We start from the raw sequence: 26,819 nt of genomic DNA on the forward strand, positions 1-26,819 counted from the left end.
CTGCTGCTGGCCTCAGCGGGCCGAGGAGGAGGCGCGGCGGCGCTGGCGCGAGTCGATGAGCAGGTCCTGCAGGTGCCGGAGCCTGCGCCCGTCGGCGTCGAGCGAATGGCGGGTCCAGGCCCCGTCGGGGCCGAGGTGCCAGGACTCGGTCTCGTCGGAGACACCGAGGTCGATCAGGCCCGACAGCTCGGCGCGGTGCGCCGGATCGGCCACCCGCACCAACGCCTCGATCCGGCGGTCCAGGTTGCGGTGCATCATGTCGGCGCTGCCGAACCACACCTCCGGATCCCCGCCGTTGCCGAAGACGAAGAGCCGCGAGTGCTCCAGGAAGCGCCCGAGCACGGAGCGGACCCGGACGTTGTCGCTCAGCCCCTCCACCCCGGGCCGGATCGCGCAGATCCCGCGCACCCAGACGTCCACCGGCACGCCGGCCCTGGAGGCCCGGTAGAGCGCGTCGATCACGGCCTCGTCGACGATCGAGTTGACCTTGATCTTGACGAACGCGGGGCGGCCCGCCCGGTGGTGCGCGATCTCCCCGTGGATCCGCGCGATCAGCCCGTCCCGCAGCCCGCGCGGAGCGGTCAGCAGCCGGCGGTAGGACTCGCGGCGGGAGTAGCCGGAGAGCCGGTTGAACAGGTCGGAGAGGTCCGCGCCGACCTGCGGGTCCGAGGTCAGCAGACCGATGTCCTCGTAGAGCCGGGCCGTCTTCGGGTGGTAGTTGCCCGTCCCCACGTGCGAGTACCGGCGCAGGGTGTCGCCCTCCTGCCGGACCACCAGCGAGAGCTTGCAGTGTGTCTTCAGCCCGACCAGGCCGTACACCACGTGGCAGCCGGCCTCCTCCAACTTGCGGGCCCACTTGATGTTGGCCTGTTCGTCGAAGCGCGCCTTGATCTCCACCAGGACCAGCACCTGCTTGCCCGACTCGGCCGCGTCGATCAGCGCGTCCACGATCGGCGAGTCACCGGAGGTGCGGTAGAGCGTCTGCTTGATGGCCAGCACGTCCGGATCGCCGGCGGCCTGCTCCAGGAAGGCCTGGACGGAGGTCGAGAAGCTGTCGTACGGGTGGTGCAGCAGCACGTCCCGCTCGCGCATCGCGGCGAAGATGTCCGGCTGGGAGGCCGACTCCACGTCGGTCAGGCCCCGGGCGGTACCCGCGACGAACTTGGCGTACTTCAGCTCCGGCCGGTCGAGGCCGGCGATGCCGAACAGCCCGGTCAGGTCCAGCGGCCCCGGCAGCGGGAACACCTCGGCCTCGGTGATGTTCAGCTCCCGCACCAGCAGGTCCAGGATGTAGGGGTCGATCGACTCCTCGACCTCCAGCCGCACCGGCGGGCCGAAGCGCCGGCGCATCAGCTCCTTCTCCAGCGCCTTGAGGATGTTCTCGGTGTCGTCCTCCTCCACCTCCAGGTCCTCGTTGCGGGTGACCCGGAACGCGTGGTGGGCGAGCACCTCCATCCCCGGGAAGAGCTCCTCCAGATGCGCCCCCATCACGTCCTCCAGCGGGACGTAGCGCTCCGGGGACGCCTCCAGGAACCGCAGCAGGGACTGCGGCACCTTCACCCTGGCGAAGTGCTTGTGTCCGGACACCGGGTTGCGCACCACCACGGCCAGGTTCAGGCTCAGCCCCGATATGTACGGGAAGGGGTGCGCCGGGTCCACCGCGAGCGGGGTGAGCACCGGGAAGATCTTCTGCCGGAAGAGCGTGTGCAGCCGGGCCTGCTCCTTGTCGGCCAGCTCCGACCAGCGGACCAGCTCGATGCCCTCGGACGCGAGGTCCGGCAGCACCTCCTGCTGGAACGCGGCGGCGTGCCGCGCCATGAGCTCGCGCGAACGCTTCCAGATCTGGTCGAGCACCTCGCGCGGCTGGAGCCCGGCGGCCGAGCGGGTCGCGACACCGGTGGCGATCCGGCGCTTCAGCCCGGCCACCCGGACCATGAAGAACTCGTCCAGGTTGCTGGCGAAGATCGCCAGGAACTTGGTCCGCTCCAACAACGGGATGTCCGGGTCCTCGGCCAGCTCCAGGACCCGCTCGTTGAACGCCAGCCAGCTGCGCTCACGGTCCAGGAAGCGGCCTTCGGGCAACTCCTCCAGATCCTCGTCCTCGGCCGCGAAGGGCTCCGGGGGCATCCCCAGCGTGCCGGACATCAGGGCGGGAGAGGGCAGCGGTACCGAGACGGGGCGGGGGATGCTCATGGGCTCCAGCTCCTCCAACAGGACGCGGTCCGAGTGACCCGGCGAACCGTCGTGCTCACCCAGCGCCAGTGCCCACCCACCCGGAGCGGCCGGATGACGGCCGGCCTGCGGGTGCCGGTTGACGCTGCGCGAACGAGACACTACGGACTTCATCCTGTGATCTTCGCGGCGGCAATTGAATCCACGGTAAACACCGCATGGCCAGGAGGAAAGCTGAATCGGTCGGGGCCGGGGTCGCGAAGCCTCCGGCCCGTCGCCCGTCCGGCCCTACCGGTCCCCCGTCTGGACGCGGTACACCAGGTCCACCTCGTGGATGGTGAATCCCAACCGTTCATATACCCGCACCGCGGCCGGATTGTCGGCATCGACGTAGAGAAGTACGGTTTCCAGGCCCCGGTCGCCCGGTCCGTCCCCGGTCAGGTGCCGCAGGCCGGCGGCGGTCAGCGCCCGGCCGAGGCCGCCGCCCTGCTCCGCCGGGTCCACTCCCACCACGTACACCTCGCCGAGCGCGGGCGCGTCCGCGGTCGCCGGGTGGACCTTGGTCCAGTGGTAGCCGACCACCCGTTCGCCACGGGTGGCCAGGAAGAATCCGTTCGGGTCGAACCACGGTTCGGCCAGCCGATCGCCGAGATCCGCTTCGGTCCAGGAGCCCTGCTCCGGATGGTGGGCGAACGCGAGCGCGTTCAGCCGCAGCCACCGGGCGTCGTCCAGGCCGGGACGGAACGTCCGGAGCGTGACGCCCTCGGGGAGCGACACCTCCTCGACGGCCGCACCGGACCTGCGCATCTGCCGCAGCTCACGGACCAGCTCACCGCCGAACTCCCGCGCCAGGTGCCGGGCGCCCGGATGGCCGCCGTGGGCCCAGAAGTCGACCGGTCCGCCGGCTTCGGCCAGGACCGCGTCGACGAGCTGCCGCCCGAAGCCCCGGCCGCGCCGGCCCGGGTGGACCACGAGCTCGGCGGTGCCACCTGCCGTCCCGCCTTCGCCGGCCTCGGCGAGCTCGAGTTGGGCGTATCCGACCGGCCCGTCCGATCCGTCCGGCTCTCCCTGCGGGGTACCCGCCGCCGTCCCGGTCTGGACGAGGTGGACGACACCGGGTCGTGCCCGGTCCGACCGCAACCGGAGCCGGCCCTGCTCGGACACCGCCTCCCGGCCGTCCTCGCGGGCGGCGGCCGCCAACAGATCCTGCACCTCGTCCGGGGCCTCCAGCACGGCTCCCGCGTCGATCGCGCTCCCGGCCCGCGTGTAACTCCGCTTAGCTCCCATGGCCCTGACCCTACGTCACCGGTCGTGACCACAACGCAAAGAAGCCCCCTCCCGAACGGGAGGGGGCTTCTTCGGAATGATTGTTCGGCGGCGTCCTACTCTCCCACAGGGTCCCCCCTGCAGTACCATCGGCGCTGTGAGGCTTAGCTTCCGGGTTCGGAATGTAACCGGGCGTTTCCCTCACGCTATGACCACCGAAACACTATGAAACTGTCACCGCACCGCTCTCCCCGTGGCCCGGGAAAAACGGGGTCGTTGTTTCAGAACAACACAGTGGACGCGAGCAACTGAGGACAAGCCCTCGGCCTATTAGTACCGGTCAGCTCCACCCCTTACAGGGCTTCCACATCCGGCCTATCAACCCAGTCGTCTACTGGGAGCCTTACCCTCTCAAGGAGGTGGGAATACTCATCTCGAAGCAGGCTTCCCGCTTAGATGCTTTCAGCGGTTATCCCTCCCGAACGTAGCCAACCAGCCATGCCCTTGGCAGGACAACTGGCACACCAGAGGTTCGTCCGTCCCGGTCCTCTCGTACTAGGGACAGCCCTTCTCAATATTCCTACGCGCACAGCGGATAGGGACCGAACTGTCTCACGACGTTCTAAACCCAGCTCGCGTACCGCTTTAATGGGCGAACAGCCCAACCCTTGGGACCTACTCCAGCCCCAGGATGCGACGAGCCGACATCGAGGTGCCAAACCATCCCGTCGATATGGACTCTTGGGGAAGATCAGCCTGTTATCCCCGGGGTACCTTTTATCCGTTGAGCGACGGCGCTTCCACAAGCCACCGCCGGATCACTAGTCCCTGCTTTCGCACCTGCTCGACCCGTCGGTCTCACAGTCAAGCTCCCTTGTGCACTTACACTCAACACCTGATTGCCAACCAGGCTGAGGGAACCTTTGGGCGCCTCCGTTACTCTTTAGGAGGCAACCGCCCCAGTTAAACTACCCACCAGACACTGTCCCTGATCCGGATCACGGACCCAGGTTAGACATCCAGCACGACCAGAGTGGTATTTCAACGTCGACTCCACAACCACTGGCGTGGCCGCTTCAAAGTCTCCCACCTATCCTACACAAGCCGAACCGAACACCAATATCAAGCTATAGTAAAGGTCCCGGGGTCTTTCCGTCCTGCTGCGCGAAACGAGCATCTTTACTCGTAATGCAATTTCACCGGGCCTATGGTTGAGACAGTCGAGAAGTCGTTACGCCATTCGTGCAGGTCGGAACTTACCCGACAAGGAATTTCGCTACCTTAGGATGGTTATAGTTACCACCGCCGTTTACTGGCGCTTAAGTTCTCAGCTTCGCCGAGACGAATCTCGACTAACCGGTCCCCTTAACGTTCCAGCACCGGGCAGGCGTCAGTCCGTATACATCGCCTTACGGCTTCGCACGGACCTGTGTTTTTAGTAAACAGTCGCTTCTCGCTGGTCTCTGCGGCCGGCCCCAGCTCAGAGTGCAAGACTCATCACCAGTTCCGGCCCCCCTTCTCCCGAAGTTACGGGGGCATTTTGCCGAGTTCCTTAACCATAGTTCACCCGAACGCCTCGGTATTCTCTACCTGACCACCTGAGTCGGTTTGGGGTACGGGCCGCCATGAAACTCGCTAGAGGCTTTTCTCGACAGCATAGGATCATCCACTTCACCACAATCGGCTCGGCATCAGGTCTCAGCCTCAATGAGTGACGGATTTGCCTATCACTCGGCCTACACCCTTACCCCGGGACAACCACCGCCCGGGCTGGACTACCTTCCTGCGTCACCCCATCGCTCACCTACTACCCTGTTGGGTCAGCGGCTCCACCACGTCCCTTTGTCCGAAGACTCCGGGCCGGCTTCACGGCTTTAGCATTCAGAGGTTCGACGTTGGCGCTTCAAAGCGGGTACGGGAATATCAACCCGTTGTCCATCGACTACGCCTGTCGGCCTCGCCTTAGGTCCCGACTTACCCTGGGCAGATCAGCTTGACCCAGGAACCCTTGGTCAATCGGCGCAAGAGTTTCTCACTCTTGTATCGCTACTCATGCCTGCATTCTCACTCGTGTCCCGTCCACAACTGGATTCCTCCGCTGCTTCACCCGGAACACGACGCTCCCCTACCCATCACAGCAGGCGTTGGCCCTATAGCTGCAATGACACGACTTCGGTGGTGTGCTTGAGCCCCGCTACATTGTCGGCGCGGAATCACTTGACCAGTGAGCTATTACGCACTCTTTCAAGGGTGGCTGCTTCTAAGCCAACCTCCTGGTTGTCTCTGCGACTCCACATCCTTTCCCACTTAGCACACGCTTAGGGACCTTAGTCGGTGTTCTGGGCTGTTTCCCTCTCGACCATGGAGCTTATCCCCCACAGTCTCACTGCCACGCTCTCACTTACCGGCATTCGGAGTTTGGCTAAGGTCAGTAACCCGTTGAGGCCCATCGCCTATCCAGTGCTCTACCTCCGGCAAGAAACACGTGACGCTGCACCTAAATGCATTTCGGGGAGAACCAGCTATCACGGAGTTTGATTGGCCTTTCACCCCTAACCACAGGTCATCCCCCAGGTTTTCAACCCTGGTGGGTTCGGTCCTCCACGAAGTCTTACCTCCGCTTCAACCTGCCCATGGCTAGATCACTCCGCTTCGGGTCTTGGGCATGCAACTCAAACGCCCTATTCGGACTCGCTTTCGCTACGGCTACCCCACACGGGTTAACCTCGCTACACACCGCAAACTCGCAGGCTCATTCTTCAAAAGGCACGCAGTCACGAGACACACAGCAAGCTGCACATCCGACGCTCCCACGGCTTGTAGGCACACGGTTTCAGGTACTATTTCACTCCGCTCCCGCGGTACTTTTCACCATTCCCTCACGGTACTATCCGCTATCGGTCACCAGGGAATATTTAGGCTTAGCGGGTGGTCCCGCCAGATTCACACGGAATTTCTCGGGCTCCGTGCTACTTGGGAGAAGCTCAAGTGAGCCGCTGATGTTTCGTCTACGGGGGTCTTACCCTCTACGCCGGACCTTTCGCATGTCCTTCGACTACACCAACGGTTTCTGACTCACCCAGCCGCCGGCAGACGACTGAAGAACTTTCCCACGACCCCTACTACGCAACCCCTGCCGGGTATCACACGTAACAGGTTTAGCCTCATCCGGTTTCGCTCGCCACTACTCCCGGAATCACGGTTGTTTTCTCTTCCTGCGGGTACTGAGATGTTTCACTTCCCCGCGTTCCCTCCACATACCCTATGTGTTCAGGTATGGGTGACAGCCCATGACGACTGCCGGGTTTCCCCATTCGGAAACCCCCGGATCAAAGCCTGGTTGACGGCTCCCCGGGGACTATCGTGGCCTCCCACGTCCTTCATCGGTTCCTGGTGCCAAGGCATCCACCGTGCGCCCTTAAAAACTTGGCCACAGATGCTCGCGTCCACTGTGCAGTTCTCAAACAACGACCAGTCACCCACCATCAACGCGTCCACGACGCATCTCAAGTAGGACCGGCACTGAAGCAACGACCATCACGGCCGTTCCTTCAGGACCCAACAACGTGCCCGCCACGACCCAACCCCACCAGATGCTTTCCACGCGCCGAAGCGCAGTACTCGCGGTCGATGAGACCGAACCGTGCCGAATAGTCAACGTTCCACCCATGAGCAACCGTGCGAGACATTCGCTCACATCCGGCTATGTGCTCCTTAGAAAGGAGGTGATCCAGCCGCACCTTCCGGTACGGCTACCTTGTTACGACTTCGTCCCAATCGCTGGTCCCACCTTCGACGGCTCCTCCCCTTACGGGTTAGGCCACCGGCTTCGGGTGTTACCGACTTTCGTGACGTGACGGGCGGTGTGTACAAGGCCCGGGAACGTATTCACCGCAGCATGCTGATCTGCGATTACTAGCAACTCCAACTTCATGGGGTCGAGTTGCAGACCCCAATCCGAACTGAGGCCGGCTTTTTGGGATTCGCTCCGCCTCGCGGCATCGCAGCCCTTTGTACCGACCATTGTAGCACGTGTGCAGCCCAAGACATAAGGGGCATGATGATTTGACGTCGTCCCCACCTTCCTCCGAGTTGACCCCGGCAGTCTCCTGTGAGTCCCCATCACCCCGAAAGGCATGCTGGCAACACAGAACAAGGGTTGCGCTCGTTGCGGGACTTAACCCAACATCTCACGACACGAGCTGACGACAACCATGCACCACCTGTATACCGACCACAAGGGGGCGACCATCTCTGGCCGTTTCCGGTATATGTCAAGCCTTGGTAAGGTTCTTCGCGTTGCGTCGAATTAAGCCACATGCTCCGCTGCTTGTGCGGGCCCCCGTCAATTCCTTTGAGTTTTAGCCTTGCGGCCGTACTCCCCAGGCGGGGAACTTAATGCGTTAGCTGCGGCACCGACGACGTGGAATGTCGCCAACACCTAGTTCCCAACGTTTACGGCGTGGACTACCAGGGTATCTAATCCTGTTCGCTCCCCACGCTTTCGCTCCTCAGCGTCAGTAATGGCCCAGAGATCCGCCTTCGCCACCGGTGTTCCTCCTGATATCTGCGCATTTCACCGCTACACCAGGAATTCCGATCTCCCCTACCACACTCTAGCCTGCCCGTATCGAATGCAGACCCGGGGTTAAGCCCCGGGCTTTCACATCCGACGCGACAGGCCGCCTACGAGCTCTTTACGCCCAATAATTCCGGACAACGCTCGCACCCTACGTATTACCGCGGCTGCTGGCACGTAGTTAGCCGGTGCTTCTTCTGCAGGTACCGTCACTTGCGCTTCTTCCCTGCTGAAAGAGGTTTACAACCCGAAGGCCGTCATCCCTCACGCGGCGTCGCTGCATCAGGCTTTCGCCCATTGTGCAATATTCCCCACTGCTGCCTCCCGTAGGAGTCTGGGCCGTGTCTCAGTCCCAGTGTGGCCGGTCGCCCTCTCAGGCCGGCTACCCGTCGTCGCCTTGGTAGGCCATTACCCCACCAACAAGCTGATAGGCCGCGGGCTCATCCTGCACCGCCGGAGCTTTACACCCACCCCCATGCGGAGGAAGGTCATATCCGGTATTAGACCCCGTTTCCAGGGCTTGTCCCAGAGTGCAGGGCAGATTGCCCACGTGTTACTCACCCGTTCGCCACTGATCCACCCCGAAGGGCTTCACCGTTCGACTTGCATGTGTTAAGCACGCCGCCAGCGTTCGTCCTGAGCCAGGATCAAACTCTCCGTGCATGTCTGCTCGTAATCGAGCGGCCACCCGCGTTGAGCGGCGCGGCGACCCCCGGAATAGGGAAGCCCCGCGCACTGCGTCCTCGCTAGTGTTTTTTACTAAAGGAATCTCCAACCCGGATCGAACGACCCGGGCCGGGGATGTCAACATATCTGGCGTTGACTTTTGGCACGCTGTTGAGTTCTCAAGGAACGGACACTTCCTTCGAGCCGCTCTCACGGTCTCTCCGGGCGCTTCGTTCTTTCGTGTTTCAAGCTTATCAGATGTTCGCCGCTCCGTTTACCGGAGTTTCGTTTCCCTGACCTGCTTTCCTTCGGCCTTTCGGCACTCCCAGACTCTACCAGAGTCTTTCGTGCGTTCCGGCCTTCGGAAGGCTTTCACCGAACCGACCTGACGGCCCGTCCGATGCCTCAAACCTTAGCTCAGCCCCGCCCCGAAAGGCGAATCCGACCCACCTTCCGAATTGCCGCGCACAGCAATTCGCACGGGAACGCGACAAGGCGCGGACCAGGGCTCTTGCTGAAGAGGTGTTTCGGAGAGTGGCCACCCCGGGAACGTCCGTGCGGATCGCGCGTCCGTTTCTCCCAGCCAGGCAGCTCGAAGAACACTAGACCTGTCAGCGGGGAGAGTCAAGAGGGGCCGGGGCGGCCGGCAGCTGGAAGGCCAGCACGGCGACGTCGTCGTCGTGCTCGGCGGTGACGCCCATCGCACGGAGCAGCCGGGCGCAGACCACCTCGGGTGTGCCGACCGGGCCGCCGAGCGTGCGGGCCAGCAGGTCCAGCCCCTGGTCGATGTCCTCGTCACGGCGCTCCACCAGGCCGTCCGTGTAGAGGACGCCGGTGGTGCCCGGCAGCAGTCGCAGGGTGTGCGAGAGGTGGACGCCGCCGCCGGTGCCCAGCGGCGGGCCGTTCTGCTCCTCGCTGCGGAGCACCGTCCCGTCCGGGCAGCGGAGCATGACCGGGAGGTGGCCGGCCGAGGCATAGGTGAGGCTGCTGCGGTCCGGATCCCAGACGGCGTAGGTGCAGGTGGCGATCTGGTTGGCGTCGATCTCCATGGCGATGCCGTCGAGCAGGCGCATCACCTCGTGCGGCGGGAGGTCCAGTCGGGCGTAGGCGCGCACGGCGGTGCGCAGCTGGCCCATCACGGCGGCGGCGCGCAGACCTCGGCCCATCACGTCGCCGATGACCAGCGCGGTCCGGCCGCCCCCGATACCGATCACGTCGTACCAGTCGCCGCCGACGGCGGCCTCGGCGCCGCCCGGCTGGTAGGTCGCCGCGACGCGCAGGCCGGCGGGCTGTTCGAGCTTCTGCGGCAGCAGGCTGCGCTGGAGCGTCACGGCCGCCTCCCGCTGGCGTCGCTCGGCCTCCCGGAGCCTGGTGGCGGCGAGGACCTGGTCGGTGACCTCGGCGGCGTAGACGAGGACCCCGGCCGGTACGCCGCGGCCGCCGGCTCCGCCGCCGTGCTCGCCGGCGCCCAGCGGCACGCAGGAGACGTTGTAGTAGCGGTGGCCGTTGGGCCCGTGGATGCGGCGGGCCTTCACGCTGCGCGGGCGCCCGCTGCGGATCACCTGGTCCATCAGCGGCATCACCCCCAGGGCCGCGAGCTCGGGGAGCGCGTCAGCGGCGGGCAGGCCGACCGGGCGCTCCCCGAAGAGCTCGTGGTAGGCGCGGTTGGCGTAGCCCAGCTGGTGGCGCGGCCCGTGGGTGACGGCCACGGGGGCGGGCAGGCTGCCGAGCACCTCGCGCAGGTCGTAGAGCTCGTGGACGTCGCGCAGGTCGAACAGGCCGGCCACCAGGACCCGCTCCCGTTGGCCGGGGACCACCACCGGGTCGCCCTCGGCGTCCGCCGGAGCGCTCCCCGGGGGTGCGTGCACCGCTCCGTGCGCGGCCCCGTGCAGGGTCGCGAGGGCGGTACCGGCCGCCGTGCCGTCGCCCGCGGGCGCGGCCGTCGCCGCCCCGCGGTGCGGGGCGGTACGCCTCGGGGCTCCGGTGAGCCGGGCGCTCCAGCGCATGAGGTTCAAACGACGGCCGCTTCCTCGGGTTCTTCCAGGCATATCATCACGTTTTGTATGCGAGCTTGCACACCGGGTGATGACTTCGTTGGGCCGATCCTGTCAGGCGGAGGGGCCATTCCGGAAGTCGCGTGGTCATCTCACCCACGCCCGGCCTGCCCCCCGTCCGGGAAGCCCGCCTCGAACTCGGAGCGCGGGTGCTCCACCGTCCCCAGTGAGACCACCTCGCGGGTGAACAGTCCGGCGAGCAGCCAGTCCGTCAGCACCCGTACCCGCCGATCCGCGGTCGGCAGCCGGCGCAGGTGCCTGGCCCGGTGCAGCAGCCAGGCCCGGCGGCCGGTGATCCTGCCCCGGCGGGTGTCGGCGACCCCCCGGCCGATCCCCAGCGAGGTGGAGCAGCCGGCGAGGTCCGGCAGGTAGGAGCGCTGGGGTGGCGGCTGCCCGACCGCCTGGCCGGTGGCGGCGAGCCAGGCGAGCACGTTGTCGGCGAGCAGCTGTGCCTGTGCGAAGGCGTGCTCCGCGTTCGGGGCGCAGGGTGCGCCGTCGGCGTACGGATCGGGCACCGCGGCGCAGTCGCCGGCCGCCCAGACGCCGGGCAGCGGCGCCCCGTCCGGTCCGAGGGCCTGCAGGCTGGGCAGGCAGCGGACCCGGCCCTCGGCGTCCAGCGGCAGGTCGGTCTCACGCAGCAGCGGGGCGGGCCGCACGCCGGCCGTCCAGACCAGCGTGCGGGCGGCGAACCGGCTGCCGTCCGAGAGGGTCATCAGACCGTCGACGGCGGACTCCAGCGTGGTGGAGAGCCGTACGTCGACGCTGCGGTCGCGCAGCTCGGCCAGTGTGTGGGCGGCCAGCCCGGGCCCGCTCCCGTGTGCCCCGGCCTCGGTGAGGATGCGGTCGGTGGCCTCCACCAGCACCCAGCGCAGGTCCTCCTGGACGATGTTGTGGTAGCCGCGGACCGCGTACCTGGCCATGTCCTCCAGCTCGGCGAGTGCGCCCACCCCCGCGTAGCCCGCACCGACGAAGACGAAGGTGAGGGCCGCCTGGCGGAGCGCCGGATCCCGGGTGGAGGAGGCGAGGTCGAGCTGTTCGAGGACGTGGTTGCGCAGGCCGACCGCCTCGCCGACGGTCGAGAAGCCCAGACCGTGCTCGGCGAGGCCCGGCACGGGCGCCGTCCGGGAGACCGAGCCGGGCGCGACGACCAGGACGTCGTACCCCAGTTCGGTCGGCGCGGACGGTTCACCGGGCGACGCGGCCCGCACCCAGGCCCGGCGGGTCGCGTGCTCGATCCGGGTGATCCGGGCGGTGAGCACTTGGCAGTCGGGCAGCACCCGCCGCAGCGGCACCACCACGTGCCGGGGGTCGATCGAGCCGGCCGCGACCTCCGCGAGCAGTGGGTTGTACGTCAGGTACGGCTGCGGTTCGACCACGGTGATCTCGGCCTCCCCGCGCCGGAGCCGGTCTCTGAGACCGCGCTGGAGACGCAGTGCGGCGGACATTCCGGCGCAGCCGCCGCCGACGACCAGAATCCTGATGGGGGCACCCCCTACCGATGTGACCTGCTTCACGCATCCATGACGCACTGCCGGGGCCCGTCTTGTCCACAGTCCGTGCCGGATCCGCCGGGACGGATGCGGCCGGACGGGGAGCAGATGTGCGGGAGTGACGGGATTCGGGACACTTTCGGCCGCGAACTTGCCTGAACTATGGTCGGATTGTGTGTCGGAGGGGGCCCGGCCCGTCGGATCGGGCACATCGTCGCCCGGGAGCGGCCATCATGGCCACCTCAACCGTCGGCCGGGGATCCGACTGCCGACGGGCGTTCCGGGGAAGGGTTGTCCCGGACGAGTCCGCAGAGGGGTTGCCGGCCGCGCCGCGGCCGTGGCCCCGCACAGGTCCGGCCGCACCGGGGGGTGTGGTGGCGGGTGATACAGGGCCCGGGATCGGGCGCCTGTGGGGGAGAGTTGGGATGATGGAGCAGGAGCGACTGTTGGGGCGGGCGGGCATGCCGCAGAGCGGCCAGGGTGTCGTACCGGAGCAGCGCGGCCCTGCCGACCCGCCGCCGTACCAGGGCGTGTCGTACGCGGGTGTGCCGTACCGGCCGGCCCAGCAGCCGTCGCCGCACGCGGCGCTGCCGCCGGAGCCGGCGTTCGCCGTCCTGGGCGGGTCCGAGACTCCCCAGCGGGAGAGCGCCCCCGAGCCGTCCAGGGGCGCGGCGCCGGACGCCGTCGCGCGGACCGGCGGACGGAGCCCGCGCGCCTCGGGAGCGCGGCTGCGGGTGGACGCCCGGCGCAATCTGGAGAGCGTGCTGCGGGCGGCCCGCGAGGTGTTCGGCGAGTTCGGGTACGACGCGCCGATGGAGGAGGTCGCCCGCCGGGCCGGCGTCGGTGTCGGCACGGTCTACCGGCGCTTCCCCAGCAAGGAGGTGCTGGTCCGACGGATCGCGGCCGAGGAGGTGGCCTGGCTGACCGCCCAGGCCCGCGAGTCGCTGTACAACGGCGCCGGCCCCTGGGACGCGCTGGCCGGCTACCTGGCCCGGGCGGTCGGCAGCGGCGCCGGGCGACTGCTGCCGCCGGAGGCCTTCCGGTACGCCCGGGAGCTGGGCCGGATCCCTGGGCAGCGCGGCACCGAGTCGTGGGAGTCCGCGGCGCGGGCCGACCACCCGCGCCCCGGGAGCTCCACGCCGGTGGTGCCCGGTGGGACGACCGGGAGCATCGACGCCGACCCCCGGCTGCTGCTCCAACTGCTCGCCGCTCTGGTGGCACGCGCGGGCGCCGCGGGCGAACTGCGTCCGGGTGTCACCGTCTCCGACGTGGTGCTGGTCCTGACCGCCTCGGTGCCGGTGCACGCCTGGCAGGCGGGCTCGCTCGACGGATCGGACGCCGGGACGCCGCCCGGTTGGGCCCCGGACGCCGCAGCGGTGGACAGCGGGCTCCAGGGCGAGCGGCTCACGGACGGTCAACCCGGCAACGGGCCCGGGGAGCGGCTGCTGACGATTCTGCTGGACGGGCTGCGCGCCCGCTGAGCGCCGCTCCGGCGGGCGGGACGACTTCCCCTTCACCGCCGGTGAGTTGCGGCGCGGCGGCCGCCGCGCCGGGCGGCCGGACGGGTGTTCCGGGGCGCGGTCCGGCGCACCGGAACAGGTGGTGACAGCCCCTCGGAAGAGTGGGCCGTCACCGATCCGGCTACCACTGCACTCTGCGCTATGCCATCCTTTGGCCGTGGTTGGAGCCAATGTCCCGATGCGCGCCCTTCACCCGCCGTCGGCGCCTGGGCCGCTGCCATGCGCCCACGCACTCCCGAGCGCCCCGCCCCGGCACGGGGACCGTCATCAGCACTGGGGGCCACGGTGAGCGCCGAGGAACAGAACGACTACACCTTCGGCCTGGACTTCGGCGGCTCCGGCGCGGGCGGCTCCGAGGACCCGCCGGGTGAACCGGCCGCGGGGGACGCACGGGCGGGCGGGCCGGCCGCCGGCCCCGACCGGTCGCCGGGTCAGCCCTCGGGCCATCTCCCGGGCCATCTCCCGGGCCAGGGCTCCGGCCCGCTGCCCGGCCCGCCGGAGCTTCCGCCCGCCGTCCCCGCGGACACCCCGCCGCCCGGCCCCTTCCACGGCCAACTGCCCGCGCAGGTACCGGACCAGGGCGGCGCGCCCCGCAGGGAGTCACTCACCGGGCCGATGCCCGCCGGACGGGTGCCCGGCCAGGCCGGCGCGGGCCAGGGCAGCGTCAGTGCGGCGGCGTTCGTCGGCGACCGGCGCCCTGGGCGGCCGACGGTACCGGCCCCCGCCGATCCGGTGGACGGCGAGCGACCGCCGTCCGACGCCGAGTTGACGGCGCTGGTCCGGGCCGGTGACGACGAGGCGTACGAGGAGATCTACCGGCGGCACGCCGAGTCCGTGCGGCGCTACGCCCGCACCTGCTGCCGTGACAGCTTCACCGCCGAGGATCTGGCGGGCGAGGTCTTCGCCCGTACGCTGCAGGCCCTGCGAGCCGGCAAGGGGCCGGAGTTCGCCGTCCGCGCCTACCTGCTGACGGCCGTGCGCAATGTCGCGGCGGCCTGGGGGCGCAGCGAGCGGCGCGAGCAACTCGTGGACGACTTCGGCGTGTTCGCACAGTCCTCGGCCACCGCCGCGAAGCTGGATCTCGCCGACCCGGGTGCGGACGCCTGGGCGATGGCGATGGCCGACCAGCGGATGGTCATGCAGGCCTTCGTCGAACTCCCCGAGGACGACCGGGTGGTGCTCTGGCACACCGAGGTCGAACGGGAGTCGCCGAAGACCGTCGCGGTGATGCTCGGCAAGACCGCGAACGCCACCGCCGTCCAGGCGCACCGAGCCCGGGACCGGCTCGCCGCCGCCTTCCTGCAGGCACACGTGTCGGGCAGCCAGCGGCAGGGGTGCGAGGCGTACGCCAACCGGCTCGGCGCGTACGCCCGGGGGTCGCTGCGCAAGCGCGCCTCGGCCGAGGTCGGCAAGCACCTCAAGGAGTGCGACCGCTGCACCGCGGCCTGTCTGGAGCTGTCGGAGATCAACCACGGCCTGCGGGCGCTGCTGCCCGGCGGCGTGCTGGTCTGGGTCGGCGTGGGCGGGTTCGGCACCGCGGCGGCCGCGGCCGGCGCGGGAGCGGTCCTGGGAGGCGCTGCCGCGGGTTCCGCGGCGGTGGCCGGCGGCGCGGCGGCGAGCGGGGCCGCCGCGAGCGGAGGTGGCGCGAGCAGCGGCGGCGCGAGCAGCGGCGGCGCGGTCGCCGGTGAGGGCCTCGGCCTGGCGGCCAAGGCCGGTATCGCGGCCGCCGTCGCGATGGCGGCGGCAGCCGTCGCCGCCTACGCGTTGGCCGGCTCGCCCGAGTCCGCCCCGCCGGTGGCGGCGCCGGCGGTGTCCTCCCCCTCGGTGGCCGCGCCGGCCGCGGTGCCGCCGCCGCTCCCGGCTCCGAGCGCGTCGCCGGTGGCGAGGCCCGCGCCCGGGCCGACGCCCGTGTCCGGCCCGACGCCCGGGCCCACTCCCCGCCCCGCTCGCCCGGTCACCACGCCCCGGCCCGGCCCCACACCTTCGCCGAGTCCGACACCCTCTCCGGCTCCGAGTCCGACCCCGGAAGCGGCGCGGAGCACACCGCCGCCCGCCTCGACCGCCCCGCCGCCGCCCCCGGTCGTCGCGCCGCCACCGGCGGCCACGGACTTCTGGGCGGACACCCTCCCGTACCGCACTCCGGGCGGCGACCGGGCGCCCTCGCCCGGTCCGAGCATCCGGCACGGCGGTGGGTGGCTCTGGCAGCGCGACGGCGTCTGGATGGGGGGCACGCGGTACAAGCACGGCCTCACCGTGCACGCCCCGACCACGACCACCGTCGACCTCAACAGCGAATGCCGGTCCTTCGACGCGGTCGCCGGTCTGGACGACCTCACACCGCAGGGCGGCCGGGCCGTTTTCTCGGTCCTGGACGCCGACGGCGGCACGCTGTGGACGTCCGGCGAACTGAGCACCGGCCGGGCGCCCGTCCCCGTGCACGTCGCACTGGCCGGTCGCCGCTCGGTGCGGCTCGTGGTGACGCCCGTGCGCGGACCGTGGTCCGGCACCGTGGTGGCCGACTGGGCGAACGCCCGCTTCAGCTGCGGGTGAGGCCGGCGCCGCCGGTCGGGCCGTCAGGCCGGGCCGGCGCCGCGGCGTGCGCGGCGACCGTCCGGCGGCCGCACCCGCCGCGCGGCGGTCCTCAGACCGCGCAGGCGCCGTCCGCGCAGGCGTCCGCGTCCGGGGCGGCGGTGTCCTGCCCCGGGACGGTCGCGGGGTCGTTCGCGATGTCGGCGGCCACCTGCTCCAGGACCTGGCGGAAGGTCGCGGCGTCCTGGCCGCCCTGGACCGCCCACCTGCCCTCGAACACGAAGGTCGGCACGGCGCTGATCCCCAGGTCACGGGCCTCGTCGAGCTGCGCGCGGACCTCCGCCGCGCCCTCCTCACCGGCCAGGTAGGCCGTCACCCGCTCGCGGCCGAGGCCCGCGGCGACCGCGATCTCGGTGAGCCGCGCCCGGTCGCCGATGTCCACGCCGTCGCTGAAGTGGGCCTTGAGCAGGGCCTCCTTGAGCTCACCCTGCACGCCCGCGCCGTACTCGGTCTCGGCGAGGTGCAGCAGCCGGTGGCCCAGGAAGGTGTTGGCGTGCAGGGCGGCGTCGAAGTCGTACGTGATGCCCTCGGCCCGGCCGAGCTCCGTCACCCGGTCGTCCATCGCGACCGACTGCGGCCCGTAGCGGTCGGCCAGCCAGGCACGGTGCGGGGTGGCCGTCGCGGGGGCGTCCGGCACGAGCTGGTACGGCCGGTAGACCACCTCGACGTCGGCCCGGCCGGCGAAGCCGGCGAGAGCCTGCTCGAAGCGGCGCTTGCCGATGTAGCACCACGGGCAGGCGATGTCGGAGTAGATCTCGACCTTCATGACGAACGGGCTCCTGAAGTGCGGGGAACGGTTGAAGGTTGAACACTCGACCGCTCCGGCCCATTCCCCACCGGCGGCCCCGCCGCCCGCACCGGCCCCACCGCCCCACCGCCCTTCGCAGCCGTCCGGGAGCGACTCGGCGGATCAGCGAATCGACGTCCCGGCGACTCAGGCGGCCGACGACTCGACGGCTCAGGCGGCCGGCGGCGGTGGCACGACCAGGACCGGACAGCCCGCGTGGTGCACCGCCGCCGTGCTGACCGAGCCGAGCAGCAGCCGCGAGAACCCCCCGTTGCCACGGGTGCCCACCACCAGGGTGTGCTGGTCGGCGGTGGCCGCGAGCAGCACCTCGATCACGTTGCCCAGCACCACGTGCAGCTGCGGCTCGCCCGCGTACGGCCGGGGTCGGGCCTGCTGCACGGCGGCCACCGAGCGCCGCAGGCCGTCCGCCGTGCTCTCGACCAGCTGTTCGACGCTCTCCCGCACCAGGTCGGCCATCCCCGGCGGGTAGCCGGCCGGGGACGGGTTGACGACGGCCAGCACGTACAGCGGCAGGGCGAACAGCTCGGCCTCGGTCATCGCCCGGTCCAGCGCCCACAGCGAGCCGTCCGAACCGTCGCAGGCGGCCAGAACGCCGGGAGGCGCGTCGGGCGGCGGCGGGCCGCCGGTCACCGTCAGGACGGGGGCGGACGGGTCCGAGCTGGTCACCACGGCTCCAGGGACGACGGGCGGATCGGCGGGCGGGCGGATCGGCGGGCGGGGTCTGCGGGCGGGGTCGGGCCGCGCGGGCGGCCCGCGGCAGCGCCCGGGGCCCGCCGACGGCGCCGCCCCCTGATGATCCCGCCCGTCGCCGTCCCGGCCGCCGCGCCGCGCGGGGTCAGCCGAAACGCACCGCCGCGAGGGCCGTGCGTTCGGCCGTCGGCAGGCCCGTCCAGCAGGAGCCGTGCCGGCGGGCCCGGATCCGGCGCAGCCACAGCTCGGTGGCGACCAGGTCGGCGAGCCCGGCGAGGGTCCCCGGGGGCAGGACGGTGTCGCCGGCCGGCCGCAGGCTCCGCCGGACGGCCGCCAGGTCGATCAGCCCGGCCTCGGCGAGCATCGACCGGTCGAACAGCTCGGCGATCCCGTCCGCCGCCAGCCGCAGGCCCGTCCGGGCCGGGCCGATGCGGTCGGGGCGGGCGCCGCGCCCCCAGTCGGCGGGCAGGTCGGTGCGGCCGGCGCCGGTGAGCACGGCGTGCAGCAGGGTGTGCCGGGCTCCGGGCTGCAACCGGACCTCGTCGGGCAGCAGCCGGGCGGCCCGGACCACCTGGTTGTCCAGGAACGGCGCGTGCAGGCGCTGGCCGGGCTGCTCGGTGGCCTGCAGCAGGGTGCGGTACGCGGCGGCGTGCCGGTAGAGGGCGTGCCGGGCCCGACGGGCGCCGGGCGGCTCGGTGGGCGCGGGCCCCCGGGCGGCCAGCCGCAGCCGCAGCGCGACCGCCGACAGGGCCTCGTCGGAGAGCCAGCGGGCGGCCGGTCCCGGCAGGCACCAGGCCAGACCGTCGGCGGTGCCGGCGCCGGCCGTGACCGCCTCGGCGGCCGTCCTGCGGGCGGTCAGCCGGACCGCCGCGTCGTCCAGCGCGTCGGCGTACCGGACCCGGGACAGACGGTGCGCCGCCCGCAGCACCGTCACGGGGGTGCGCACCGCACCGGCCAGGACCCCGGCCGCCGCCCGGTCCACGCCGGCCAGCGCGGCCACCGGCGGGAGGAGCTCGCGCGGGCGGCCGGCCCGGATCAGGTCGGCCAGCCGGGCCGGATGGCCGTCCAGGACCTGCCGGGCGCCGTAGCCGGTGAGGTGGTCGGCGCCGCCGGCGCCGAAGCGGGCCTCGGCGCCGGCGGCGACCACCAGTTCGGGGCCGGGCTCGTCCGTGAGCCGCCCGGCCAGCGGATCGCCCGCCCCGGCGAACGGCAGCGTCCGCGAGCTGGCCGGCAGCAGGGTGTGCCGCACCCGGGAGCTGTCGGGCATCAGGCCCCCGGCCGTCGGCACGACGGGATCGGCGAGACCCGCCCGGCCGACCGTCTCGCCGAGGGTGACCGCCGCCAACAGCTCCTGCCCGGGCCGCTCCTGGACGTGCCGTTCCTGGACCGGCGACCGGGCCCAGGAGCCCTTGGTCGCGCCCGACCGGGACCCCTCGCCGGCGTCGCGGCCCACCGTGCGTGGACCGGGAACGGGCCGGAGCCGGCCGGCGCCCCTCGGCCGGCCGGCCGGTTCGAGGCCGCCCCCCTCGCGCCCGGAGGTCGCCGGGTCGCGCGCGGGAGCGAGCGGCACGGCGGCGGCGAGCAGGGCGACGGTGGCCGAGGCCGTCCCGTACGAGAGGTCGACGCCCAGGCGCGGCCGCCGGGTCGGCTCCGGGCCGCCCGCCGGGCCCGGCTCCGGTGCGAACCCGGCCGCCGGGGCGGGAGTGCGGACCCGCGAGCGCACCGCCTCCAGCAGCGCCCGGGTGAGCTCGCGGACGGCCGGCGCCTCGCCGCGCGGCACCGGCCCGCCGTGCTCGTCGTACGACGCGGTGTACGGCCGCCCGCCGCGCACGGCCAGCACATGACCGGGCGGCACCCGCTGGACGCCCAGGTACGGCGTCCCGGTGCCGAGCGCCTCCGGCGACTCCGGGCAGGCCAGTCGGGCCGCCAGGTGGCCGATGTCCAGGGGTGCGCCGACCAGGTCGGCGAGCGGGAGGGCGGCGGTGGCGTAGGCGGTGCCGCCGCACCAGGGGGTGTGGAACACCGGGAGGGCGCCGGCCAGGTCGGTCAGCAGCAGGGTGCTGCGGGCGCCGGCCCGCAGGACGGCGGTGTAGCTGCCCGGCCAGGCGCTGAGGTGCCGCACGGCGCCGCCGCGGGCCGCGGCCAGACCGGCCGCCAGTTCGGCGTCGGAGGCGCCGCAGTGGCCGAGGACGGCGAGCCGGGTGGTGGCGGGGGTGTCCGGGGCGGGGTCGGGCGCGGCGGCCCCGGTGGTGACCGCCGCCGGGGCGCCCGGGCGCAGGGTGACCAGCCGGATCTCCTCGGGCCGCCAGTCGCCCACCGCCCAGAGCGGGTCGGGACCGGCCCAGAGGGGTCGCGCGGCGATCGGGCGCACGGCGTCGAGCGCCTCGTGCGCCGGTGAACCCGCCCCCGGCGCACTGCCGCTCCAGCCAGTCAGCCACCGCATCGCGCCTCCACCGGACGAGGACCTCATCACGGCGGCGCTCCGGCCGGCCGGAGCAGGACCGGCCCGGCCCCGACCCGGGGCGCACGGAAGCCGTCCTCGGCCACCCGCCCGGCGCACCGCCGGATGCCATCGTGCCACCGGACGGCCCGGTGGGGACCGCAGGTGCGGGAGTCAATTCGCGTGGCGCGCGGGCGAGGAGCGACCGGGCGGCCCGGGCCCTCCCCTCCGTGGTCCGGGCCGCTCGCCCACCGCCCTGTCATGGCCATCGCAGGATGGCCGAAAGGCGTCGTACGGTCCGGGAGGGCATCCGCATGCCCTCCCGGACTCCACCGCCGCCCGCGGGGATGAAGACGGCGGTTCCCCCGGCCCGCCGGGTCCTCGACGGCGGGCCGACCCACGGCACCAATGAATCGCCCACCTGCCCCTCGGACCAGGGGGCACGAGCGGGCGCACATCGGCACCGGACCGGAGCACGGCCCTCCGGCACGGACACAAACGGACGGTCCCGCACCGCACCGGCCCGCCCGCGTCCGCGCACGGCGGGTGCGCGATCCCGCCATCCGGAATGCGAGCCCTTAACCCTCGGAACGCGTCCGACTACTCTAGGTGCAGCAGCTTTTGCCCGGTCCCTCACCGGGCGCCGCGCACAACGTCGCAGGGGGTGCCGCCGCCACCATGACCGTCAGCCCACGAGGACCGAACGAACGGCTCGGCACTCTTCTGACCCTCGCCCAGATCAGCAACGCCGGCCTGGCCCGACGGGTCAACGACCTCGGCGCCCAGCGGGGGTTGACGCTTCGCTACGACAAGACCTCGGTCGCCCGCTGGGTCAGCAAGGGCATGGTGCCGCAGGGGCCGGTACCGCACCTGATCGCCACCGCGATCAGCGGCAAGCTCGGCCGTCCCGTCCCGCTGGAGGAGATCGGTCTCGGCGACACCGACCCCACGCCCGAACTCGGGCTGGCCTTCCCGCGCGAGGTGTCCGAGGCCGTCCGCTCGGCCACCGACCTGTGGCGGGTGGACCTCGACCTGCGCCGCGGGCCGGGCGGCGGCCGCTGGAGCGACAGCCTGGCCGGGACCTTCTCGGTCTCCGCGTACGCGACACCGGTCTCCCGCTGGCTGATCACCCCGGCGGACGGCTCGGTGGCCCGCGAGGCGCCGCGCAGCACGGCCGAACTCGCCTCCTACCGGGTCGGCCACTCGGACGCGCTGAAGCTGCGCGAGGCCGCCCAGGAGGCCCGCCGCTGGGATTCCAAGTACGGCGGCGGGGACTGGCGTTCCTCGATGGTGCCGGAGTGCCTGCGGGTGGAGGCGGCGCCGCTGCTGCTCGCCTCGTACAGCGACGCGGTGGGGCGGGCGCTGTTCGGCGCGACGGCCGAACTGACCAGGCTGGCCGGCTGGATGGCGTTCGACACCGGTCAGCACGAGGCGGCGCAGCGGTACTACATCCAGGCGCTGCGGCTGGCCCGGGCGGCGGCCGACGTACCGCTCGGTGGCTACGTGCTGGCGTCGATGAGCCTGCAGGCCGGCTACCGGGGCTTCGCGGAGGAGGCGGTGGACCTCGCGCAGGCCGCCCTGGAGCGCAACCGGGGCCTGGCCACGGCCCGGACGATGAGCTTCTTCCACCTGGTGGAGGCCCGGGCGCAGGCGAAGGCCCGCAACGCGGCGGCGTGCGCGACGGCGCTCGGCGCCGCGGAGAACGCGTTGGAGCGGGCCCGCGCCGGGGACAGCGATCCGGCCTGGATCGACTTCTACGCCTACGACCGGCTGGCCGCCGACGCCGCCGAGTGCTTCCGCGACCTGGGGGTGCCCGCCAAGGTCCGTCAGTTCACCCGTGACGCGCTGGCCCGGCCCACCGAGGGCTTCGTCCGCTCGCACGGCCTGCGACTGGTGGTCTCGGCGATGGCCGAGGCCGAGGCCGGCGATCTGGAGGCCGCCGTGGCGGCGGGTGAGCGGGCGATCGAGGTGGCCGGCCGGATCTCCTCCCAGCGCAGCCGCGAGTACGTGGTCGAGATGCTCCGCCGGCTGGAGCCGTACCAGGGCGAGCGCCGGGTGCGGGAACTGACGGAGCGTGCGCGGTCGATGCTGGTGGCCCCCGCGTAGCGGGCGGTCCGGCGGCCCCGGTACGCGGGGCCACGGGTAATTCGGATGCGGGGGCGAACAGCACCTGGCTATCGTCGTTCCTGTCCAGGTGCGCAGGCAGAGGTTACTTCCACTTCGAATGGGCAGGCCGCGGGTTCGAGTCCCGTCACCGACCCCGGGTCGGTGTAGCTCAGTGGCAGAGCAGCTACGTCACCTCAGCCGCCGTTGATCTCTGGACATTCATTCGAACAGCTTTTCCGCACCTCCCGGTGCGTCGGCAGCGGTTACTTCTTGGCAGGGCGGCCCTCGGGCCGCTGCGGTTCGAATCCGCGAAACACCGCCGCCAACCGGATCTCGGGAGGCACAGGCGCCGGGGTGCCCGGTGCGCGGGCGGCGGTCGCCTCGCGGAGCGCCTTCACCGGCGCGTCGAAACGCGGTTCCGCACCGCCGCCTCTTCCGACGGCCTCGGGCACCTCCGCTCCGCCGTGCCTCCCTCCGCTTTCTTCGTTCAGCAGGGGAGTTCCCGCCATGTCGCGCTTCAACATCCGCTCGGCCCGCCCGACGCCGTCCTCACCCGTGACCACCACCGGGCAGCAGGTCGTCAACCACCAGGGCGGCACCGGATTCCTGCGCGACCGCAAGTCCGAACTCCTCCTGCTCGCCGTCGCCAACACGGTCGGCCGGGACACCTTCTACGAGAAGGCCGGCGAGCGGGACGACCGCTACACCGCCCTGGTCCGCGAACTGGCCGTCGCCGAGCCCGAGTGGACCCTCGGGCTGCTCCGCTGGCTGCGGTACGGCGCGCAGCTGCGCACCGCCGCGCTGGTCGGCGCCGCCGAGTTCACCCGGGCCCGGCTCGACGCGAAGGCCCCCGGCTTCTCCCGCCAGGTGGTCGACGCCGTCCTGCAGCGCCCCGACGAGCCCGGCGAACTGCTGGCGTACTGGACCTCGCGGTACGGCCGGAGCCTGCCGCAGCCGCTCAAGCGCGGCGTCGCCGACGCGGTCCGCCGCCTGTACGACGCCCGGGCGCTGCTGAAGTACGACACCGGGTCCAGGGGCTACCGCTTCGGCGACGTGCTGGAGCTGACCCACCCCTCGCCCGACCCGGCCAAGCCGTGGCAGGGCGAACTGTTCTCGTACGCCCTGGACCGCCGGCACCACCCCGGGACGGCCGCACCGCCGGTCTCGGCCCGGATACTGTGCGCCAACCGCGAGCTGCTCGATCTGCCGGTCGCCGAGCGCCGCGCCGCCGTGACCGGCGAGGGCGGCGCACAGCGGCTCGCCGACGCCGGCCTGACCTGGGAGGCGCTGGCCGGCTGGCTCCAGGGCCCGCTGGACGCGGCCGTCTGGGAGGCGGTCATCCCGTCGATGGGCACCATGGCCCTGGTCCGCAACCTGCGCAACTTCGACCTCGCCGGGGTCTCGGACGCCTGCGCGGCCGGTGTCGCGAAGCGGATCGGCGACAAGGCCGAGGTGGCGCGCTCGCGTCAGCTCCCGTTCCGCTACCTGGCGGCGTACCGGCACGCGCCGTCGCTGCGCTGGGGGCACGCGCTGGAGGGCGCGTTGGCGCACTCGCTGGCCAACGTCCCCGCGCTGCCCGGCCGCACGCTGATCCTGGTGGACCGCTCGGGGTCGATGTTCGACCGTCCGAACGAGCGGACCGAACTCAACCGGGCCGACTCGGCGGCGATCTTCGGGACGGCGCTGAAGATCCGGGCCGGCGACGCCGACCTGGTCCAGTTCGGCTCCACCAGCGAGGTGGTCGAGGTGCGACGGGGCGAGCCGGTGCTCCGCGTGCTGGAGCGCTTCGGCGACCTCGGGGGCACCGCGACGGCCGAGGCCGTCCGCACCCACTACCGGGCCCACGACCGGGTCGTCGTCATCACCGACGAACAGGCCGGGCCCGGCCGGTGGGGTGGCGATCCCCTCCTGGCGGTCCCGGCCGCCGTCCCCGTCTACACCTGGAACCTCGCGGGCTACCGCACCGCCCACGCCGCCTCGGGCGGTGCGACCAACCGGCACACCTTCGGCGGGCTGAGCGACGCCGCGTTCCGCCTGATCCCGATCCTGGAGTCGGGCCGAGGCGGCGTCGGCTGGCCGTGGGAGCACTCGTCCGGCCGGTGAGGCACCCTCGACCGGCCCCGGCGGCCGTGGCAGCATCGGCGGCGCCGGGCCCGACTCCCCGGCCTCGGCCGAACGGCGGGGCGGCGCAGAGACGGCGGCCGACGAAGGAGCAGGGATGGCGTACGACTTCGACGTACTGGTGGTGGGCGGCGGCATCGTCGGCCTCTCCACCGCCTACGCGCTCACCCGGGCCAGGCCGGGGCTGCGGGTGGCGGTGCTGGAGAAGGAGGACGCCTTCGCCACCCACCAGAGCGGCCGCAACAGCGGGGTGATCCACAGCGGTGTCTACTACCGGCCGGGATCGCTCAAGGCCCGGTACGCGGTCGGCGGGGCCGCCGAGATGGTGGAGTTCTGCCGCGAGCACGGCGTCCCGTACGAGGTGACCGGCAAGCTGATCGTCGCCACCGGACGGGCCGAGCTGCCCCGGCTGCACGCGCTGGCCGCACGCGGCCGGGAGAACGGCATCCCGGTCACCGAACTGGGCCCGGCCGGCATCGCGGAGCACGAGCCCGCGGTCGCGGGCCTCGCGGCGCTGCACGTGGCCACCACCGGCGTCTGCGACTTCCCGGCCGTCGCCCGGACGTACGCCCGGCTGGCCGAGGAGGCCGGGGCGCAGTTGCGGCCGGGCACCGAACTGCGGGCGGTCGCCCGCCGACCGGACGGGATCACCGTGCGGACCTCGGCCGGGGAGCTGCGCTGCGCGGTGCTGGTGAACTGCGCGGGGCTGCACGGTGACAGCGTGGCGCGGCTGGCCGGGGACGATCCGGGGGTACGGATCGTGCCGTTCCGGGGCGAGTACTACGAGCTGGTCGAGGAACGCCGGGCCCTGGTGCGGGGCCTGGTCTACCCGGTGCCCGACCCCGCTTTCCCCTTCCTCGGGGTGCACCTCACCCGGGGCGTGCACGGCGACGTGCACGTCGGGCCGAACGCCGTGCCCGCGCTGGCCCGCGAGGGGTACGACCGGCGCACCCTGCGGGTGGGCGAGCTGGCTCGGACCCTCGCCTTCCCCGGCAGCCTGCGGATCGCCCGCCGGCACTGGCGCTACGGGATCGGAGAGCTGCACCGCTCGCTCTCCAAGCGCGCGTTCACCACCGCCGTGCAGCGGCTGCTGCCCGCCGTGACGGCCGCCGACCTGGTGCGGTCCGCGGCCGGTGTCCGGGCCCAGGCGGTGGCCCGGGACGGCTCGCTGCTGGACGACTTCGCCTTCGCCGGCTTCGACCCCGGCGATCCGTCCTCCACCCGGCGCCTGGTGCACGTGCTGAACGCCCCCTCACCCGCCGCGACCGCCTCGCTGCCGATCGGCCGCGAGGTGGCCCGCCGCGCGCTGGCCGCGCTCGCGGCGGGCGGCTGACCGGTGGCGAGGGAGGTCCGTCACAGTGCCCCGGGGCCGGCCCGGCGACGGCCGGGCCCCCGTAGACTGGGGCGATTGTGACTGCCACCGCCCCCATTCCCCAGCCCTCGCCCTCGCCCTCCGTCCGGCTCTCCGCCGCACCGGCCGGGTATCCCGCGCCGATGTATCCGCACCGGGCAACCGAGGCCCAGCACAGCGAGCGGCGGATCCGCAGCTTCCAGCCGCGCCGGGGCCGGATGACCAACGCCCAGGCCGGCGCGCTGGATCGCGGCTGGGAGCGGTACGGCATCGCGATCGACGGCAGCCCGCTCTCGCTCCCCGACCTCTTCGGCGACCTTCCGGTCACCCTGGAGATCGGCTTCGGCATGGGCGAGACCACGGCCGCGATGGCCGCCGCCGACCCCGCGCGCGGCATCCTCGCCGCCGACGTGCACACCCCCGGTCACGGCAACCTGCTGCAGCTGCTGGAACGGGCCGGCTCGCAGAACGTGCGCACGGCGGCCGGCGACGCGGTGATCCTGCTGCGCGACATGCTGACGGACGCCTCGCTGGCCGGCCTGCGGGTCTACTTCGCCGACCCGTGGCCCAAGCCCAAGCACCACAAGCGCCGACTGGTCCAGCCGTCCTTCCTCGACCTGGTGCTGCCCCGGCTGGCGCCCGGTGCGCTGGTGCACTGCGCGACGGACTGGGAGCCGTACGCGGAGCAGATGCTGGAGGTGCTCACCGCCTCCCCCGAGCTGGAGAACCTGCACCCCGAGGGCGACGGGACGGGCTGGACGGAGCCCGGGGACCACCCGGCCGGCAGCGTGCCCGGCTACGCGCCCCGGCCCGACTGGCGTCCGGTGACCAAGTTCGAACGGGCCGGGATCGCCAAGGGCCACGTCGTCCACGACCTGCTCTTCCGGCGCCGCTGACACCGCTGGGCGGGCCCTCGCCCGCCCCGGATCTCGCCCAGGCGATCGCTCCGGTGACTCGCAGTCACCGG

General features: G+C 71.8%; 12 protein-coding genes, 3 rRNA genes and 1 pseudogene. 6 read left to right on the top strand and 10 right to left on the bottom strand.

Annotation, left to right across the window (positions count from 1 at the left end):
• Window positions 1-12 precede the first annotated feature (12 nt).
• From OG823_RS15395 to OG823_RS15425, 7 genes and pseudogenes are all read right to left on the bottom strand, one after another.
• Window positions 13-2,193, bottom strand: a complete 2,181-nt coding sequence (locus OG823_RS15395; protein WP_371480113.1) for an RNA degradosome polyphosphate kinase — start codon at window positions 2,191-2,193, stop codon at window positions 13-15.
• 267 nt (window positions 2,194-2,460) lie between these two features.
• Window positions 2,461-3,459: a mycothiol synthase gene (gene mshD, locus OG823_RS15400; protein ID WP_371480114.1), complete on the bottom strand. Its 999-nt coding sequence runs from the start codon at window positions 3,457-3,459 to the stop codon at window positions 2,461-2,463.
• Window positions 3,460-3,541: 82 nt separating this feature from the next.
• Window positions 3,542-3,658 (bottom strand): 5S ribosomal RNA (gene rrf / locus OG823_RS15405).
• Window positions 3,659-3,748: 90 nt separating this feature from the next.
• A 23S ribosomal RNA gene (locus OG823_RS15410) occupies window positions 3,749-6,870 on the bottom strand.
• A gap of 286 nt (window positions 6,871-7,156) precedes the next feature.
• Window positions 7,157-8,680: ribosomal RNA gene (locus OG823_RS15415) — 16S ribosomal RNA — on the bottom strand.
• Together the 16S, 23S and 5S rRNA genes form the textbook arrangement of a ribosomal RNA operon.
• Window positions 8,681-9,312: 632 nt before the next feature.
• A pseudogene (locus tag OG823_RS15420) lies at window positions 9,313-10,698 on the bottom strand (PP2C family protein-serine/threonine phosphatase); the annotation flags it as partial.
• 131 nt (window positions 10,699-10,829) lie between these two features.
• Entirely contained in the window at window positions 10,830-12,266 is a 1,437-nt protein-coding gene (locus OG823_RS15425; RefSeq protein WP_371480115.1) for an NAD(P)/FAD-dependent oxidoreductase, read from the bottom strand.
• 386 nt (window positions 12,267-12,652) lie between these two features.
• On the opposite strand from OG823_RS15425, the gene OG823_RS15430 reads away from it, so the two are divergent.
• Together OG823_RS15430 and OG823_RS15435 are read left to right on the top strand one after the other, a co-directional pair.
• Window positions 12,653-13,708: a TetR family transcriptional regulator gene (locus OG823_RS15430; protein ID WP_371480116.1), complete on the top strand. Its 1,056-nt coding sequence runs from the start codon at window positions 12,653-12,655 to the stop codon at window positions 13,706-13,708.
• Between the two features lie 324 nt (window positions 13,709-14,032).
• On the top strand, window positions 14,033-16,297 hold the full coding sequence (locus tag OG823_RS15435) for a sigma-70 family RNA polymerase sigma factor (protein WP_371480117.1): 2,265 nt from the start codon (window positions 14,033-14,035) through the stop codon (window positions 16,295-16,297).
• A 91-nt stretch (window positions 16,298-16,388) separates the two neighbouring features.
• Here OG823_RS15435 and OG823_RS15440 read toward each other — a convergent pair whose 3' ends face one another.
• The 3 genes from OG823_RS15440 to OG823_RS15450 all read right to left on the bottom strand — a co-directional run bounded on the left by OG823_RS15440 (window position 16,389) and on the right by OG823_RS15450 (window position 20,277).
• A complete protein-coding gene (locus tag OG823_RS15440) occupies window positions 16,389-17,102 on the bottom strand; it encodes a DsbA family oxidoreductase (RefSeq protein ID WP_371480118.1) in 714 nt (237 codons plus the stop codon).
• A gap of 192 nt (window positions 17,103-17,294) precedes the next feature.
• Window positions 17,295-17,810 carry a universal stress protein gene (locus tag OG823_RS15445; RefSeq protein WP_371480119.1) on the bottom strand — a complete coding sequence of 172 codons (516 nt, stop codon included), beginning with the start codon at window positions 17,808-17,810 and terminating at the stop codon, window positions 17,295-17,297.
• A gap of 169 nt (window positions 17,811-17,979) precedes the next feature.
• Window positions 17,980-20,277 (bottom strand): asparagine synthase-related protein, encoded by a 2,298-nt coding sequence (locus OG823_RS15450; protein WP_371480120.1) that lies wholly within the window; start codon window positions 20,275-20,277, stop codon window positions 17,980-17,982.
• Window positions 20,278-20,952: 675 nt separating this feature from the next.
• Here OG823_RS15450 and OG823_RS15455 point away from each other — a divergent pair.
• The 4 genes from OG823_RS15455 to trmB all read left to right on the top strand — a co-directional run bounded on the left by OG823_RS15455 (window position 20,953) and on the right by trmB (window position 26,748).
• A complete protein-coding gene (locus tag OG823_RS15455) occupies window positions 20,953-22,380 on the top strand; it encodes an MFS transporter (protein ID WP_371480121.1) in 1,428 nt (475 codons plus the stop codon).
• A 507-nt stretch (window positions 22,381-22,887) separates the two neighbouring features.
• The gene (locus OG823_RS15460; RefSeq protein WP_371480122.1) at window positions 22,888-24,483 is read left to right on the top strand and encodes a TROVE domain-containing protein; all 1,596 of its coding nucleotides are present in this window, start codon (window positions 22,888-22,890) and stop codon (window positions 24,481-24,483) included.
• 115 nt (window positions 24,484-24,598) lie between these two features.
• Window positions 24,599-25,834 (top strand): L-2-hydroxyglutarate oxidase, encoded by a 1,236-nt coding sequence (lhgO, locus tag OG823_RS15465; protein WP_371480123.1) that lies wholly within the window; start codon window positions 24,599-24,601, stop codon window positions 25,832-25,834.
• Between the two features lie 95 nt (window positions 25,835-25,929).
• A complete protein-coding gene (trmB, locus tag OG823_RS15470; RefSeq protein ID WP_371484494.1) occupies window positions 25,930-26,748 on the top strand; it encodes a tRNA (guanosine(46)-N7)-methyltransferase TrmB in 819 nt (272 codons plus the stop codon).
• Window positions 26,749-26,819 lie beyond the last annotated feature (71 nt).

The organism is Kitasatospora sp. NBC_00315, assembly GCF_041435095.1.
GTDB lineage: Bacteria > Actinomycetota > Actinomycetes > Streptomycetales > Streptomycetaceae > Kitasatospora.